This window comes from Pseudomonas sp. 22526, from assembly GCF_052044735.1.
Classification (GTDB): Bacteria; Pseudomonadota; Gammaproteobacteria; order Pseudomonadales; family Pseudomonadaceae; genus Aquipseudomonas; species Aquipseudomonas piscium.
Genome location: NZ_JBQENK010000012.1, coordinates 143,929 through 158,390, shown reverse-complemented (window position 1 = coordinate 158,390; position 14,462 = coordinate 143,929). Strand labels below are relative to the sequence as shown.

Sequence of the window (14,462 nt, the reverse complement as noted above, 5' to 3'; positions counted from 1 at the left end):
AGGAGCGAGGCTTGCCCGCGATAGCGCCAGGAGACTCACCACTCTTTTCAAGGCAAACCGCAGTCGTGTTCTGCGCATAAATTGAACACCCAGCGACGCCCCCGCCACCTTTTGGCGCGTCGCAAACAGGTAAGTCCAAGGGCTCATCGGTCAGGTTTTTCGCTTGCCTCGGCTGAGCGCCCACCTGTGCTTGCGGTGACACTCTTTTCCCGGGACGTTTCTCGCCGTTCCCACAAGTGCTACCGATTTGCTCACAGCCACCGGGCCAGGGCTCCCCACGACCGATTCGGCACTTATAACCCGCACATTGCGCGCGGCTTATATAGACGCATCGCGACGTCGTTTTCAGGAGTTATTGAATGGCCATTCAACTTTAGGCATGGCAATTGCTCTGTCATTACAAAGCCCGTCTCCCGCGTGAGAATGATGGCAATAACAAGAGCCTCCGCCTGAGGCCATCACCTGCTTTGTGTGAGGAGATACCGCGATGACGTCGTTCAACTCCGGGGCTCAACCCCAGAACCGTGCGCCTCAATCCATCGGCTTTCTGCTGCTGGACAATTTCACGCTGATTTCCCTGGCTTCCGCGGTCGAACCGCTGCGTATGGCCAACCAGTTGTCCGGTCGCGAGCTGTATCGCTGGACCACCCTCAGCGTCGACGGCGGCCAGGTCTGGGCCAGCGACGGTCTGCAGATCACTCCCGACGCCTCCATGCACAAAGCTCCCGCCCTGGACACCGTGATCGTCTGCGGCGGCATCGGCATTCAACGCACCGTGACTCGCGAACATGTGTCCTGGCTGCAAAGCCAGGCGCGCCAGTCCCGCCGTCTCGGCGCGGTCTGCACCGGCAGCTGGGCCCTGGCCTGCGCCGGCCTGCTCGACGGTTTCGATTGCAGCGTGCACTGGGAATGCCTGGCCTCGATGCAGGAAGCCTTCCCACGGGTGGCCATGAGCACCCGCTTGTTCACCCTCGACCGCAACCGCTTCACCAGCTCCGGCGGCACCGCGCCGCTGGACATGATGCTGCACCTGATCAGCCGCGATCACGGCCGCGAGCTGTCGGCGGCGATCTCGGAAATGTTCGTCTACGAACGTATCCGCAATGAGCAGGACCACCAGCGTGTGCCGCTCAAGCACATGCTTGGCACCAACCAGCCGAAGCTGCAGGAAATCGTCGCGCTGATGGAAGCCAACCTGGAAGAGCCGATCGACCTCGACGAACTGGCGGTCTATGTCTCGGTGTCGCGGCGCCAGCTGGAGCGGCTGTTCCAGAAATACCTGCACTGCTCGCCATCGCGCTACTACCTGAAGCTGCGGTTGATCCGCGCCCGCCAACTGCTCAAGCAGACGCCGATGTCGATCATCGAAGTGGCCTCGGTTTGCGGTTTTGTCTCCACGCCGCACTTCTCCAAGTGCTACCGCGAGTACTTCGGCATTCCGCCGCGTGACGAACGCGTGGGTTCCAACACCGCCCAGCAGGTGGCGATGATGCCGATTCCGCAGGCGCTGGTGCTGGCCGGCCCGATGTCCTCGCTGAGTCAGGCGCGCAACGAATCGACCTTCGCTAGCGTCAGGCTGTAGTCACAGGCTTTTCCTGAAGTACACGACGCGCTCGGTTTCCTCGAAACCGAGCGCCTTGTGCACGCTCTGGCTCAACAGGTTTTCCAGGCCGGTATCCGAAGCCATTTCCACACAACCCTGATCCCGTCCCCATTGGGCGACGGCGTCTATCAGTTGTTCGGCAATGCCCTGGCGCCGCTGTTCGGCGCTGACGTACAAACCCTCCAGAAACACCACCGGCGAATGCTCGGTGCCGTTCACGTAGTCGCGGCGCAACGAGGCTTCGGCCAGTCCCACTGGCTGGCCGTCGGCGGTATAAGCGAGCAGGTTGATATAACGCTGCGGGTCGTCCAGCAAGCTGGCGATTTCGTCCAGGTGTTCCTCGGCCGGGCAATCGGGCCACAGCGCCTGGCGCAATGACAGCCAGCCCGCTTGATGGGCTGGCTGGCAGGGTTCGATTCGAATCATGGGGCGGTTCCTTGGCTTGCAAGCACCGCACTCTACTCCGGGATCCGCTCCCGGCGAAGGCTCAGGCGCGGCTGTTCTGGAACTGGGCTAGGGCCGGTAACAGTTGTTTGTCGATGGCCTGGCGCACGGCCGGCAGGATGGTCGCATTGCCGGTGAGCATCTGCTCGACCATGCCCTTGAGGGCCTTGGCCCGGGCATCGCTCAAGCCGCGCACCGCACACTCGCAGGCCTGGTCGGCGGTGGCGCCGGCCGGCATTTCAAAACCCAGGGCCCTCAGTTGGCCGAGCAGGTCGTCCTGGTCAATCAGATCCGCGTGCATCATGACTCTTATCCTTGTTCAGGGAGCGTGGTCGTGAGTCGATTCTGGTAGTCGCCCGGACAGTCGGCAAGGGCGAATTGTCGCAATGGCCGGGATGCCTATGAACAGGTCGTTTTCGGCTAACTTGGCTTGAGGGCGACTGGGCACACTGGATCCCAGCTCGGTCATCGAAGGTTTGGTCACCCTCGTGTCGGCTCCTCAGAAAACCTCCTCTGCCCCGATCCTGTCACGGCTTGATCGGGGTCTTTTTTTGTCTGGGAAAAAGGTGGTGCCTGGGAGATTTTTCGCGGGCAAGCCTCGCTCCTACAGGTTCGTTGTCGCATCCGGCAATGGGTTACGCCGCGGACGTGTAGGAGCGAGGCTTGCCCGCGATGGGGGCGACGCGGTCTAACGCTGCAACACCAGAATCCGCGACAGCAACTCGTCGCGATCGATGTAGCACCCCTGGAAATGCCGCGCGCCGCTGGCGGGGTCGAAGGCGTTGCGCGCGTGCAGGGTGCGGCGGTTGTCGAAGCACCAGAGTTCGCCGGGGTTGAGGCGCTGGATCAGGCGAAAGCGCGGCTCGCGGGTCATGGCGATAAAGCGTCGATAGGCGCGATACAGCCGGGGCATGTCGTCCACCGCGGCCTCGAACGGCCCGCGCAGGAAGTTGGCCATGCGGATCTCCGCGACCTCGCCCACTGCATTCAGGGCGATCACTGGCGCCAGGCAGCGGTAGTCGCTGTGGCGGTCCTTGTTGCGAAACTCCACGGGGATCTCGCACAGCGCGCGAAACGCCTCGGGGTCTTCGCGGCGCAAGGCGTCGGCGATGGCAAAGCCGTCGACAAAAATGCTCTCGCCGCCTTCGGCGTCGTTCACCAGGCAATGCAGGAACTGCAGACCCGGTTGCAACTCGCGGGTCGGCAAGTCGGTGTGCAGCGGCAGGTTGAAGGCGGTGTAGGCGTTGCTGTCGGCGTCGGCCTTGGATTGCACATTGAACAGCACGCCGAAATTGCTCTCGCGGATAAAGGAAATGCGCTTGGCAACCTGGGCCAGCGACCCCGGCTCGGTGGGCACGCCGCGGACCTGCGTCAGGCCGATATCGCGCACCGCCAGCAGCCAGTGCAACAGCGCCTGCGGGTCCTCCATCAGCGCCTGGTACTCGAACACCGGCAGTTGCAGCCGGCTGTCCCACAGCTGGCTGTGCGGTCGCCGGGCGCGACGCTCGGCGCGGCTTTCATCGTCGTAGGCGTGGGCCCGCAGCCAGCCCGGGTCGAAGCGGCTGAGGTGGCCGTCCTGCCAGTCGATGCTCAGGCAGCCCTGGGCGTCGATCCGGCTGGACGCCGGGGCCAGGTCGTCGGCAACGTCGACTATCTCCAGCACCTGCTCGCGGGTCACGCTGTAGACGCACTGCGAGCAGGGGCAGTTGTCGCGCAGCCACTGATGATGAAAGGGGCTCGAACGACCGTCGGCCCACTGCACCTGAACACGGTCCGCCAGGGCTTGTACGGCGGTCAACGCGCTGATCAACGGGTAACTGCGGAAGTCGGCAAAAGCGGTGGCGGTATTCACGGTGCAGTCCTTTTCATGGGGTGGTTATTTTTCCGGCGGCAAGGCAATCACCCGGCCGATCCAGGCGGGGGCGGGGAGGTCGGCCTGCTCGGCGGCTATGGCTCGCAGCCTGTTCAGCACCGGCTCGCTGAACGGCGCCGAACGCGGGCCGGCAAGGTCGACGTGGAGCAGCATCTGCTCGTTGCCGGCCAGTTCCAGGTCGTCACCGACCTTGTGCAGGCTGTGGTACAGGTGCAGGCGCTTGCGGTCGTGGCCGATGATCTGGGTGCGCACCTCGACCTCGGTGTCGAGCTTCACTTCATGCAGGTAATTGAGGTGCAGCTCCAGGGTGAACAGCGAGTTGCCGCTGGCTTCGCGGTGGTTGCTGTCCATGCCCAGCTGGTCCATCAGGGCGTCGGTGGCGTAGCTGAAAATCAGCAGGTAGAAGGCGTCCCGCAGGTGGCCGTTGTAATCGACCCAGTCGGGGCTGATGCGGGTGGTGTAGGTGGTGAGTGCGGGCATGTCATGGGCTCACGAAAAGGGCGGGCTGAACCTGTAGCCGCTGCCGCAGGCTGCGATAAGGCTCGAAGAGCCTTCCGAGNCTCCTTCGGAGCCGATCGCAGCCTGCGGCAGCGGCTACAGGGGGCGTTAGTCGCTGAAACTCATGCCGTGCTTGGCCTTGGTGGTTTTCACCGCTTCGAGCACGGCGAGCAGGCAGTCATCACGATAGCGCTCCAGCGCCGAAATGCTGTGGGTGCCGAGCTGCTCGGCGGTGCCTTCGACCACGTCGTCGATCAGCTTGTCGGTCAGTTCCGGGGCCGGCAGGTAGGTCCACGGCAGCTGCAGGGCCGGACCGAACTGGGCCATGAAGTGACGCATGCCGGCGTCGCCCCCGGCCAGGGTGTAGGTCAGGAAGGTGCCCATGAACGACCAGCGCAGGCCGGCGCCGAAGCGAATCGCGTCGTCGATTTCGCCGGTGGTGGCCACGCCATCGTTGACCAGGTGCAGGGCCTCGCGCCATAGGGCTTCCAGCAGGCGGTCGGCGATAAAGCCCGGGACTTCCTTGCGCACATGCAGCGGGCGCATGCCGAGGGATTCATAGACCTTGATCGCGGCTTGCACGGCCTCTGGCGCGGTGTTCTTGCCGCCGACCACTTCCACCAGCGGCAGCAGGTACACCGGGTTGAACGGGTGGCCGACCACGCAGCGTTGCGGGTGGGTGGAACTCTCGTAGAACTCGCTCGGCAGCAGGCCGGAGGTGCTGGAGCCGATCAGCGCATTGGGCTTGGCCGCGGCGCTGATCTTGGCGTGCAGCTCGAGCTTCAGTTCCAGGCGTTCCGGGGCGCTTTCCTGGATGAAGTCGGCGTCTTTCACGCACTCCTCGATGGTCGCGACAAAGCGCAGGCGATCCTGGGAGGCACCTGGCGCCAGGCCCTGTTTCTCCAGGGCGCCCCAGGCATTGGCCACGCGCTTGCGCAGGGCCGCCTCGGCGCCGGGCGCCGGGTCCCAGGCCACCACGTCCAGGCCGTGGGCGAGGGCGCGCGCTACCCAGCCGCTGCCGATGACACCGCTGCCCAGGGCGGCGAAGGTTTTGATCTCGGTGATAAAGCTCATGGTCATTTCCTGAAAGAGTTGTGGGTCTCTGTAGGAGCGGAGCTTGCCCGCGATAGCGATGGTCGGATCACCGTTGATGTGTCGGCTGTTCCGACGTCATCGCGGGCAAGTCGGATCGCCGCCCGCTCGCTCCTACAGAAGAAGGGATCAGCCGCGCTTGCTCAGGCCCATCTTGGCCCGGCCCTCGGCCGGGGTCAGGACGCGGGCGCCGAGGCGGCTGAGGATCTCGCTGGCGCGTTCCACCAGCTGGCCATTGGTCGCCAGTACGCCCTTGTCCAGCCACAGGTTGTCCTCCAGGCCGACTCGCACGTTGCCGCCCAGCAGCACCGCCTGCGCAGCCATCGGCATCTGCATGCGGCCGATACCGAAGCCGGCCCAGACCGCGCCCGCCGGCAGGTTGTCGACCATGGCCTTCATGGTGGTGGTGTCGGCCGGCGCGCCCCAGGGAATGCCCAGGCACAGCTGGAACAGCGGGTCGTCCAGCAGGCCTTCCTTGATCATCTGCTTGGCGAACCACAGGTGGCCAGTGTCGAAGATTTCCAGCTCGGCCTTCACCCCCAGCTCCTGAATGCGCTTGGCGCCGGCGCGCAGCTGCGCCGGGGTGGACACGTAAATGGTGTCGCCGTCGCCGAAGTTCAGGGTGCCGCAGTCCAGGGTGCAGATTTCCGGCAGCAGCTCCTCGACGTGGGCCAGACGGGTCAACGGGCCGACCAGATCGGTATTGGGGCCGAACTCCATCGGGTTTTCGCCGGCGCCGATCTCCAGGTCGCCGCCCATGCCGGCGGTGAGGTTGACGATGATGTCGACGTCCGCCTCGCGGATACGCTCCATCACTTCCCGGTACAGCGCGACGTCACGGCTGAACTTGCCGGTTTGCGGGTTGCGCACGTGGCAATGGACCACGGTGGCGCCGGCCTTGGCCGCTTCCACCGCGGCGGTGGCAATCTGTTTCGGGGTGACCGGCACGTGGGGGCTCTTGGCGGTCGTGTCGCCAGCACCGGTGAGTGCGCAGGTGATGATGACGTCGTGGTTCATGGTGCGGTTCCTTACAGGCGTGGTGAGTCACTGCGCAGCCGTTTGGCGCTGCGCAGAGGGAGTCCGGGGTGGTTATTTGCTAGTCAGTTTCAGGTTGTCGGCGGCCGGCTTGCCGTCGAAGGTGGTGACCCCTTCGAGCCAGCGCTGCTTGTCCTGCGGATGGTCGGCCAGCCATTGCTTGGCCGACTCCAGGGCGTCCTTGTGGTCGAGCAGCGGCTGCATCATGCGGCTCTCGTCCTCGGCGCTGAAGGTCAGGTTGCTCAGCAGCCGGCTGACGTTCGGGCACTGTTCGGCATAGGTCGGCGCGGTAACGGTCCACACCGTGGCCATGCCTTCGTTCGGGCCCAGGGCGTCGTCGCTGCCGGTGAGGTAGGTCATCTGCACGTTGACGTTCATCGGGTGCGGCGCCCAGCCGAAGAACACCACGGCTTCCTTGCGTCGTACCGCGCGATCTACCGCCGCGAGCATGCCGGCCTCGCTGGATTCGACCAGCTGGAATTTGCCCAGGCCGAACTGGTTCTTGGTGATCATCGCCTTGATCTGGGTATTGGCGCCCGAGCCGGGCTCGATGCCGTAGATCTTGCCGCCCAGCTCTTTCTCGAACTTGGCGATGTCGGCGAAAGTCTTCAGGCCCTTGTCCGCCAGGTAGGTGGGCACGGCGAGGGTGGCGCGGGCGTCCTTGAGGCTGGGCTCGGCCAGCACCTTGACCTGCTTGGCGTCGACGAAGGGGGTGATGGTCTGGGTCATCAGCGGGTTCCAGTAGCCGAGGAACAGGTCCAGGCGCTGGTCGCGGATGCCGGCGAAAATGATCTGCTGCGAGGCGCTGGTCTGCTTGGTCTTGTAGCCGAGGCCGTCGAGCAGCACCTGGGCCATGGCGCTGGTGGCGATCACGTCGGTCCAGTTGACCACGCCGAGGCGCACGTTCTGGCAGCTGGCGGCGTCGGCGGCCATGGCGCCGGAGCTGAGAAAGACGGTACCGCTGAGTGCAAGGACGCAGCTGCTGATCAGTCGTTTCATGAAGGTTTCCTCGGCAGGTCGTTATTGTCGGTTCCGGCGTCTATGTGCGCCGGTGATGCCACGTTACGCAGCCGGCGAGCGCTGAAAACGCACAGCGGCGACCGGCTCTTGCACTGCAGCGACCTTCGTCTTGAACCTGGCGTGGAAACGGCGTATCACAGTGGCCACGCTGCCCGTCATCCGAGTGCGTTCCATGTCCCAGGATTTCTATTTCTTGCTGATGCCGGGCTTCTCGGCCATCGGGTTCATCTCGGCCATCGAGCCGCTGCGCGTGGCCAATCGCTTTCGCGGCGAGCTGTATCGTTGGCATGTGCTGAGCACCGATGGCGGCGCGGTATTGGCGAGCAACGGCATGTCGGTCAACGCCGATGCGGCGCTGGAGCCGTTGAAGAAAGGCGCGACCCTGCTGGTGGTGGCCGGCTTCGAGCCGCTGAAGTTCGTCACCCCGGCGCTGGTGCACTGGTTGCGCCGCCTGGATGTGGAGGGCGTGACCCTGGGCGGCATCGACACCGGCAGCGTGGTCCTGGCCGAAGCCGGGCTGCTCGAAGGCCACCGCGTGACCCTGCACTGGGAAGCGATCGAGGCGTTCAAGGAGTCCTATCCCCAGCTCAGCGTGACCCAGGAGCTGTTCGAGATCGACCGGCGGCGCATCACTTCGGCTGGCGGCACCGCGTCCATCGACATGATGCTCGACCTGATCGGCCAGGCCCACGGCCCGGAGCTGGCGATCCAGGTCAGCGAACAGTTCGTGCTCGGGCGCATCCGCCCGCGCAAGGACCACCAACGGATGGAGGTCGCCACCCGCTACGGCATCCGTAACAAGAAGCTGGTGCAGGTGATCGGCGAGATGGAGCAGCACAGCGAGCCGCCCCTGAGCACCCTGCAACTGGCGGAGTCGATCAAGGTCACCCGGCGTCAGCTCGAACGCCTGTTCCGCCTGCACCTGAACGACACCCCGAGCAATTTCTACCTGGGGCTGCGCCTGGAAAAGGCCCGGCAACTGCTGCGCCAGACCGACATGAGCGTGCTGGAAGTCAGCATCGCCTGCGGCTTCGAATCACCCTCGTATTTCACCCGTAGCTATCGCGCGCGTTTTGCCCAGTGCCCGCGGGAAGACCGGCGCCAAAGCCTGAAGGCCTGAGCCACCTGATTCTGTAGGAGCGAAGCTTGCTCGCGATGCAAACAACGCGCAGCGTCAGACAAACCGCCATCGCGGGCAAGCCTCGCTCCTACACCTACAGAGGCAGGCTTATTTTTTCAGCAACGCCGCGCAGGCGGTCTTGTACGCCTCATGCTGATACTTGTTCAGCGTCGCCGGCAGGTCGAAGTTGTGCTTTTTGTTCTGCGCATTGATGGTCTGCGGCGACAGCAGGGTCACCTCGCAGTTGTCCAGCAGCTGGAACACGCCTTCGATCTTGAAGGTGGTCGGGCCGCCGGCGAATTCGCCTTTTTTGCTGCGTTTCTTGATGGCGATGCGGCTGATGCCGTTGTCGCGGATGAAGGCTGCGACCTGAGTGGCGAAGGCTTTGACGTTGGCGGCTTCGTCATCGTCGTCCAGGGCGATTTTCTTGCAGGCGTTGGCCAGGTGTTGCGCCGTGCCGTCTTGCAGGGTGGCCATGGCGAAGATGGCTTCGCTGCCTTTGATTTCGATGCCGCAGATGCTCATGGAAAGACCTTTTTCTCGGTGAATGGCGTGCAGCTTACAGTTCCAGCTGGTCGGCGCGAATGCCAAAGGCCGCGGCGATCTTCTCGCGGGTGGCGCGACGGGGCTTGGCGACGCTTTCCTGCTGGGCGAAGGCCGGCTGGGAAATACCCAGGCGCCTGGCGACTTCGTCCTGGGTCAGGTGCAGGTGTTCGCGCCAGGCGCGGATTGGCGTGGCGCCGTCGACCATGCGGCTGACCACGTCATGGGGGATCAGGTCCGGCTCCTGCTGTTGCGCCACGTATTGCGCATAGGGAATGACCACGAACGCCGGTTGGCCGTCCGCGCCCTTGATGATCTGGATGTCAGTAGGTGCGTTCGTCACGTTTCTTGACCTCTTGGATACTGACCACTCTGATAGCGCCATCCCAGTCGAACAGGATTCGATAGTTGCCCACGCGCAGGCGGTAGGCATAGGTATGGCCGCTGAGCGCCTTGACGTTGCCGGTGTCGGGCATGTCGCCGAGCAAGGTCACCGCATCGCGGATCTGTACCTGGTGGGCGCTGTGCAATCGCAGCAGTTGTTTGACGGCCTTACGGGTCCACAGGATGCTGTTCATGAACGAATATAAGCCTTTTATAAGATTAATCAATCTTTGCTTATATTTTCCTGCGGGCCAAGGCGAGAACCTTGTCCAGGTATTGCTCATGGCTTGTTACAGCCATGAGAGGAGAAGAGGGCATGCATGCTTCTGTAGGAGCGGCCGGTCGACGCTCGATTGCCCGCGATAGCGGTATTCCGGTCGTAGGAAATCCTGCGACCGGTCTCCGTTATTCCTGCCCGATCGACTCAAGAAACTCCGACCGTTCATCGCTCATGCGCGCCAGGCAATCGGCCTGGGCAATGCCGTAGGCCTTGCTGCCGGGTTTGGCGGGGAAGGTGTCGATGGCGCAGTCGGCGTCGCGCTGTTTCTGCCACAACTGTTGGGCGTTCTGGACCTTGGCGGTGATGTCGGCCAGCTGCGCCTTGTCGCTGCCGTATTGCGTGCCCAGGCGTTCGAGCAGGCCCTGCAGGTTGTCGCTCAGCAGTTGCTCGGCGGTGGTTTTGTTGAAGGTGGCGCATTCCAGAGTCTGTTGGTCCTGTTCGACGCTGTCGCACGGAGAGTTGTCGGCCTCTTCAGCCGCCTGTGCGCCAGTCGCCAGCAGTGCCAAAGCCAGGAAGATCGATTTCATTGCGTCGCAGCCCCCTCTAATCCAGTAGTGCGGCGGATTCTGGCCCATGCGCATGACAAAGAACAGATGGGGCAAGGGACGCCCGGCAGACCCTTTGTCGCGGATTGACGCTTTCGGCAATTCCCCTGTCGTTTTTGCACCCGGCTGCCCGGGCACCGAGGCATATGCTGACCCCAAAGCGCCGGCAGACGATTCGGCGCATGAATTGCCAATAAGGGGACTGCCTGATGAGCCCAGCCGAATTGCACGCCGACAGCATCGTTATCGACGGGCTGATCATTGCCAAGTGGAACCGTGAGCTGTTCGAAGACATGCGCAAGGGCGGCCTGACCGCGGCCAACTGCACCGTGTCGGTGTGGGAGGGCTTCCAGGCCACGGTCAACAACATCGCCTCCAGCCAGAAGCTGATCCGCGAGAACAGCGACCTGGTGATGCCGGTGCGCACCACCGCCGACATCCGCAAGGCCAAGGAACTGGGCAAGACCGGCATCCTTTTCGGCTTCCAGAATGCCCACGCCTACGAGGACCAGATCGGCTACGTCGAGGTGTTCAAGCAGCTGGGCGTGGGTATCGTGCAGATGTGCTACAACACCCAGAACCTGGTGGGCACCGGCTGCTACGAGCGCGACGGCGGCCTGTCGGGCTTCGGTCGCGAGATCGTCGCCGAGATGAACCGCGTCGGCGTCATGTGCGACCTGTCCCACGTCGGCTCCAAGACCAGCGAGGAAGTCATCCTCGAATCGAAGAAACCGGTCTGCTACTCCCACTGCCTGCCGTCGGGCCTCAAGGAGCACCCGCGCAACAAGTCCGATGAAGAACTGAAGTTCATCGCCGACCACGGCGGTTTCGTCGGCGTGACCATGTTCGCGCCGTTCCTGGCCAAGGGCATCGATTCGACCATCGACGACTACGCCGAAGCCATCGAATACACCATGAACATCGTCGGCGAAGACGCCATCGGCATCGGCACCGACTTCACCCAGGGCCATGGCCAGGACTTCTTCGAATACCTGACCCACGACAAGGGCTACGCCCGTCGCCTGACCAACTTCGGCAAGATCATCAACCCGCTGGGCATCCGCACCGTGGGCGAGTTCCCCAACCTCACCGAGACCCTGCTCAAGCGCGGTCACTCCGAGCGTGTGGTGCGCAAGATCATGGGCGAGAACTGGGTCAACGTCCTCAAGGACGTCTGGGGCGAATAACGCCGACCCGCCACTGCACAACACCTGTAGCCGCTGCCGAAGGCTGCGATCGGCTCCGAAGGAGACGCGCGCTTGCGGCCCTCGGAAGGCTCTTCGAGCCTTATCGCAGCCTTCGGCAGCGGCTACGAATGCACCAATCCAAAAGAATTCCGGAGTTTTGAAACATGGCCAAGATCGCCCCGCAACTGCCCATCGAAGTCGACAGCGAAACCGGTGTCTGGACCTCCGACGCCCTGCCGATGCTGTACGTACCGCGTCACTTCTTCGTCAACAACCACATGGGCATCGAGGAAGTGCTGGGCGCCGAGGCCTATGCCGAGATCCTCTACAAGGCCGGCTACAAATCCGCCTGGCACTGGTGCGAAAAAGAAGCCGAATGCCACGGCCTGGAAGGCGTCGCGGTGTTCGAGCACTACATGAAGCGCCTGTCGCAGCGCGGCTGGGGCCTGTTCAAGATCCAGGACATCGACCTCGACAAGGGCACCGCCAGCGTCAAGCTCGAACACTCGGCCTTCGTCTATGTGTACGGCAAGGTCGGGCGCAAGGTCGACTACATGTTCACCGGCTGGTTCGCTGGCGCCATGGATCAGATTCTGGCCGCCCGCGGCAGCAAGATCCGCACCGTTGCCGAACAGGTCTACGGCGGTTCCGAAGAAGGCCACGACGATGGCCTGTTTACCGTCAAGCCGTTGTAAGCGGAGTTAAGAAAAATGGCTTTCGAAGCGATGTTCCAGCCGATCCAGATCGGCAAACTGACCATCCGCAACCGGGTGCTCAGCACCGCGCACGCCGAGGTCTACGCCACCGACGGCGGCATGACCACCGACCGCTACGTGAAGTATTACGAAGAGAAAGCCAAGGGCGGTATCGGCCTGGCGATCTGTGGCGGTTCGTCCGTGGTGGCCATCGACAGCCCACAGGAATGGTGGAGCTCGGTGAACCTGTCCACCGACCGCATCATTCCGCACTTCCAGAACCTGGCCGACGCCATGCACAAGCATGGCGCCAAGATCATGATCCAGATTACCCACATGGGCCGCCGCTCGCGTTGGGACGGTTTCAACTGGCCGACCCTGATGTCGCCGTCGGGCATCCGCGAACCGGTGCACCGCGCCACCTGCAAGACCATCGAGCCGGAAGAGATCTGGCGGGTGATCGGCAACTACGCCCAGGCCGCGCGCCGGGCCAAGGCCGGTGGCCTGGATGGCGTCGAGCTGTCCGCCGTGCACCAGCACATGATCGACCAGTTCTGGAGCCCGCGGGTCAACAAGCGGACCGACGAATGGGGCGGCACTTTCGAAGGCCGGATGAAGTTCGGCCTGGAAGTGCTCAAGGCGGTGCGCGCCGAAGTCGGCGACGATTTCTGCGTGGGCATGCGCATCTGCGGTGACGAGTTCCACCCGGACGGCTTGTCCCACGAGGACATGAAGCAGATCGCCAAGTATTACGACGACACCGGCATGCTCGATTTCATCGGCGTCGTGGGCTCGGGTTGCGACACCCACAACACCCTGGCCAACGTGATTCCGAACATGAGTTATCCACCGGAGCCGTTCCTGCACCTGGCTGCCGGGATCAAGGAAGTGGTCAAGGTTCCGGTATTGCATGCGCAGAACATCAAGGACCCGAACCAGGCTACCCGCATCCTGGAAGGCGGCTATGTCGACATGGTCGGCATGACCCGCGCGCACATTGCCGACCCGCACCTGATCGCCAAGATCAAGATGGGCCAGATTGACCAGATCAAGCAGTGCGTGGGCGCCAACTACTGCATCGACCGCCAGTACCAGGGCCTGGACGTACTGTGCATCCAGAACGCCGCGACCTCCCGTGAATACATGGGCGTGCCGCACATCATCGAAAAATCCACCGGGCCGAAACGCAAGGTGGTGGTGGTTGGCGCCGGCCCCGCCGGCATGGAATCGGCGCGGGTGGCGGCCGAACGGGGCCACGACGTGACCCTGTTCGAGAAGAAAGAGGCCATCGGCGGGCAGATCACCACCGCCGCGAAAGCGCCGCAACGCGACCAGATCGCCGGCATCACCCGCTGGTACCAGCTGGAGCTGGCACGCCTGAAGGTCGACCTGCGCCTGGGCACCGCGGCCGATGCCGAGACCATCCTCGACCTGCGTCCGGACATCGTGGTGCTGGCCGTCGGCGGGCATCCGTTCCTCGAGCAGAACGAACACTGGGGCGCCGCCGAAGGGCTGGTGGTCAGCAGCTGGGACGTGCTCGACGGCAAGGTCGCGCCGGGCAAGAACGTGCTGGTCTACGACACCATCTGCGAGTTCACCGGCATGTCGGTGGCCGACTTCCTCGCTGACAAGGGCAGCCAGGTCGAGATCGTCACCGACGACATCAAGCCGGGCGTGGCCATCGGCGGTACGTCGTTCCCGACCTACTACCGCAGCATGTACCCCAAAGAAGTGATCATGACCGGCGACATGATGCTGGAAAAGGTCTACCGCGAAGGCGACAAGCTGGTGGCGGTGCTGGAGAACGAATACACCGGCGCCAAAGAGGAGCGGGTGGTCGACCAGGTGGTGGTGGAGAACGGCGTGCGGCCTGACGAAGCGATCTACTACGCGCTCAAGGAAGGTTCGCGCAACAAGGGCCAGGTCGACGTCGAAGCGCTGTTCGCGATCAAGCCACAGCCTTCGTTGAGCCAGGCGGGCGACGGTTATCTGCTGTTCCGCATCGGTGACTGCGTGGCGCAGCGCAACACCCACGCGGCCATCTATGACGCCCTGCGGATCTGCAAGGATTTCTAAGCGCTTGTGGATAACCCTGTAGGAGCGAGGCTTGCCCGCGAAGACGTACTGACATTCACCATGGATG

At 63.5% G+C, this 14,462-nt stretch carries 16 protein-coding genes; 5 read left to right on the top strand and 11 right to left on the bottom strand.

Annotated features, from left to right (window positions below):
- Positions 1–487 precede the first annotated feature (487 nt).
- On the top strand, positions 488–1,582 hold the full coding sequence (locus ACTJKT_RS19590) for a GlxA family transcriptional regulator (protein ID WP_007925992.1): 1,095 nt from the start codon (positions 488–490) through the stop codon (positions 1,580–1,582).
- Here ACTJKT_RS19590 and aac(6') read toward each other — a convergent pair whose 3' ends face one another.
- From aac(6') to choX, 7 genes are all read right to left on the bottom strand, one after another.
- Positions 1,583–2,029, bottom strand: a complete 447-nt coding sequence (gene aac(6'), locus ACTJKT_RS19585; protein ID WP_440788224.1) for an aminoglycoside 6'-N-acetyltransferase — start codon at positions 2,027–2,029, stop codon at positions 1,583–1,585.
- 61 nt (positions 2,030–2,090) lie between these two features.
- A complete protein-coding gene (locus tag ACTJKT_RS19580; protein ID WP_007925996.1) occupies positions 2,091–2,351 on the bottom strand; it encodes a hypothetical protein in 261 nt (86 codons plus the stop codon).
- A 384-nt stretch (positions 2,352–2,735) separates the two neighbouring features.
- Positions 2,736–3,899, bottom strand: coding sequence for a gamma-butyrobetaine dioxygenase (locus ACTJKT_RS19575; protein WP_440788223.1), 1,164 nt, complete (start codon positions 3,897–3,899; stop codon positions 2,736–2,738).
- A 24-nt stretch (positions 3,900–3,923) separates the two neighbouring features.
- Complete coding sequence (locus tag ACTJKT_RS19570) at positions 3,924–4,400, bottom strand: thioesterase family protein (RefSeq protein ID WP_038575184.1); 477 nt, start codon at positions 4,398–4,400, stop codon at positions 3,924–3,926.
- A 126-nt stretch (positions 4,401–4,526) separates the two neighbouring features.
- Positions 4,527–5,492, bottom strand: coding sequence for an L-carnitine dehydrogenase (locus tag ACTJKT_RS19565; RefSeq protein WP_440788222.1), 966 nt, complete (start codon positions 5,490–5,492; stop codon positions 4,527–4,529).
- Between the two features lie 147 nt (positions 5,493–5,639).
- Complete coding sequence (locus ACTJKT_RS19560) at positions 5,640–6,527, bottom strand: 3-keto-5-aminohexanoate cleavage protein (RefSeq protein WP_440788221.1); 888 nt, start codon at positions 6,525–6,527, stop codon at positions 5,640–5,642.
- Between the two features lie 72 nt (positions 6,528–6,599).
- A complete protein-coding gene (choX, locus tag ACTJKT_RS19555) occupies positions 6,600–7,544 on the bottom strand; it encodes a choline ABC transporter substrate-binding protein (protein WP_025807269.1) in 945 nt (314 codons plus the stop codon).
- Between the two features lie 193 nt (positions 7,545–7,737).
- Here choX and ACTJKT_RS19550 point away from each other — a divergent pair, with 193 nt between their 5' ends.
- On the top strand, positions 7,738–8,685 hold the full coding sequence (locus ACTJKT_RS19550) for a GlxA family transcriptional regulator (RefSeq protein WP_097306662.1): 948 nt from the start codon (positions 7,738–7,740) through the stop codon (positions 8,683–8,685).
- Positions 8,686–8,793: 108 nt separating this feature from the next.
- On the opposite strand, the gene ACTJKT_RS19545 is transcribed toward ACTJKT_RS19550, so the two are convergent.
- The 4 genes from ACTJKT_RS19545 to ACTJKT_RS19530 all read right to left on the bottom strand — a co-directional run bounded on the left by ACTJKT_RS19545 (position 8,794) and on the right by ACTJKT_RS19530 (position 10,419).
- Entirely contained in the window at positions 8,794–9,210 is a 417-nt protein-coding gene (locus ACTJKT_RS19545) for a DUF3010 family protein (RefSeq protein ID WP_440788220.1), read from the bottom strand.
- A 34-nt stretch (positions 9,211–9,244) separates the two neighbouring features.
- Positions 9,245–9,613, bottom strand: a complete 369-nt coding sequence (locus tag ACTJKT_RS19540) for a helix-turn-helix domain-containing protein (protein ID WP_440788219.1) — start codon at positions 9,611–9,613, stop codon at positions 9,245–9,247.
- The gene (locus ACTJKT_RS19535) at positions 9,552–9,806 is read right to left on the bottom strand and encodes a type II toxin-antitoxin system RelE family toxin (RefSeq protein WP_009051238.1); all 255 of its coding nucleotides are present in this window, start codon (positions 9,804–9,806) and stop codon (positions 9,552–9,554) included. The genes ACTJKT_RS19540 and ACTJKT_RS19535 overlap by 62 nt, the downstream gene beginning before the upstream one ends.
- 211 nt (positions 9,807–10,017) lie before the next feature.
- Entirely contained in the window at positions 10,018–10,419 is a 402-nt protein-coding gene (locus ACTJKT_RS19530; RefSeq protein ID WP_025807276.1) for a lysozyme inhibitor LprI family protein, read from the bottom strand.
- A gap of 227 nt (positions 10,420–10,646) precedes the next feature.
- Between ACTJKT_RS19530 and ACTJKT_RS19525 the strand changes: the two genes are divergently transcribed.
- The 3 genes from ACTJKT_RS19525 (at position 10,647) to dgcA (ending at position 14,395) form a co-directional block, all read left to right on the top strand.
- Entirely contained in the window at positions 10,647–11,624 is a 978-nt protein-coding gene (locus ACTJKT_RS19525; RefSeq protein ID WP_007926352.1) for a dipeptidase, read from the top strand.
- A gap of 164 nt (positions 11,625–11,788) precedes the next feature.
- Positions 11,789–12,319, top strand: a complete 531-nt coding sequence (locus ACTJKT_RS19520) for a DUF5943 domain-containing protein (RefSeq protein WP_003228980.1) — start codon at positions 11,789–11,791, stop codon at positions 12,317–12,319.
- Positions 12,320–12,334: 15 nt separating this feature from the next.
- Positions 12,335–14,395: a dimethylglycine demethylation protein DgcA gene (dgcA, locus tag ACTJKT_RS19515; RefSeq protein WP_097306665.1), complete on the top strand. Its 2,061-nt coding sequence runs from the start codon at positions 12,335–12,337 to the stop codon at positions 14,393–14,395.
- Positions 14,396–14,462: the final 67 nt, after the last annotated feature.

Excerpts from the sequence above, each read along its gene's own strand:
- ACTJKT_RS19530 (WP_025807276.1), bottom strand. The coding sequence starts at position 10,419 with ATGAAATCGATCTTCCTGGCTTTGGCACTGCTGGCGACTGGCGCACAG.
- ACTJKT_RS19535 (WP_009051238.1), bottom strand. The coding sequence starts at position 9,806 with ATGAACAGCATCCTGTGGACCCGTAAGGCCGTCAAACAACTGCTGCGA.
- ACTJKT_RS19550 (WP_097306662.1), top strand. The coding sequence starts at position 7,738 with ATGTCCCAGGATTTCTATTTCTTGCTGATGCCGGGCTTCTCGGCCATC.
- choX (WP_025807269.1), bottom strand. The coding sequence starts at position 7,544 with ATGAAACGACTGATCAGCAGCTGCGTCCTTGCACTCAGCGGTACCGTC.
- dgcA (WP_097306665.1), top strand. The coding sequence starts at position 12,335 with ATGGCTTTCGAAGCGATGTTCCAGCCGATCCAGATCGGCAAACTGACC.
- ACTJKT_RS19525 (WP_007926352.1), top strand. The coding sequence starts at position 10,647 with ATGAGCCCAGCCGAATTGCACGCCGACAGCATCGTTATCGACGGGCTG.
- ACTJKT_RS19540 (WP_440788219.1), bottom strand. The coding sequence starts at position 9,613 with ATGGCGCTATCAGAGTGGTCAGTATCCAAGAGGTCAAGAAACGTGACG.
- ACTJKT_RS19580 (WP_007925996.1), bottom strand. The coding sequence starts at position 2,351 with ATGATGCACGCGGATCTGATTGACCAGGACGACCTGCTCGGCCAACTG.
- ACTJKT_RS19545 (WP_440788220.1), bottom strand. The coding sequence starts at position 9,210 with ATGAGCATCTGCGGCATCGAAATCAAAGGCAGCGAAGCCATCTTCGCC.
- ACTJKT_RS19560 (WP_440788221.1), bottom strand. The coding sequence starts at position 6,527 with ATGAACCACGACGTCATCATCACCTGCGCACTCACCGGTGCTGGCGAC.
- ACTJKT_RS19570 (WP_038575184.1), bottom strand. The coding sequence starts at position 4,400 with ATGCCCGCACTCACCACCTACACCACCCGCATCAGCCCCGACTGGGTC.
- ACTJKT_RS19565 (WP_440788222.1), bottom strand. The coding sequence starts at position 5,492 with ATGAGCTTTATCACCGAGATCAAAACCTTCGCCGCCCTGGGCAGCGGT.
- ACTJKT_RS19590 (WP_007925992.1), top strand. The coding sequence starts at position 488 with ATGACGTCGTTCAACTCCGGGGCTCAACCCCAGAACCGTGCGCCTCAA.
- ACTJKT_RS19520 (WP_003228980.1), top strand. The coding sequence starts at position 11,789 with ATGGCCAAGATCGCCCCGCAACTGCCCATCGAAGTCGACAGCGAAACC.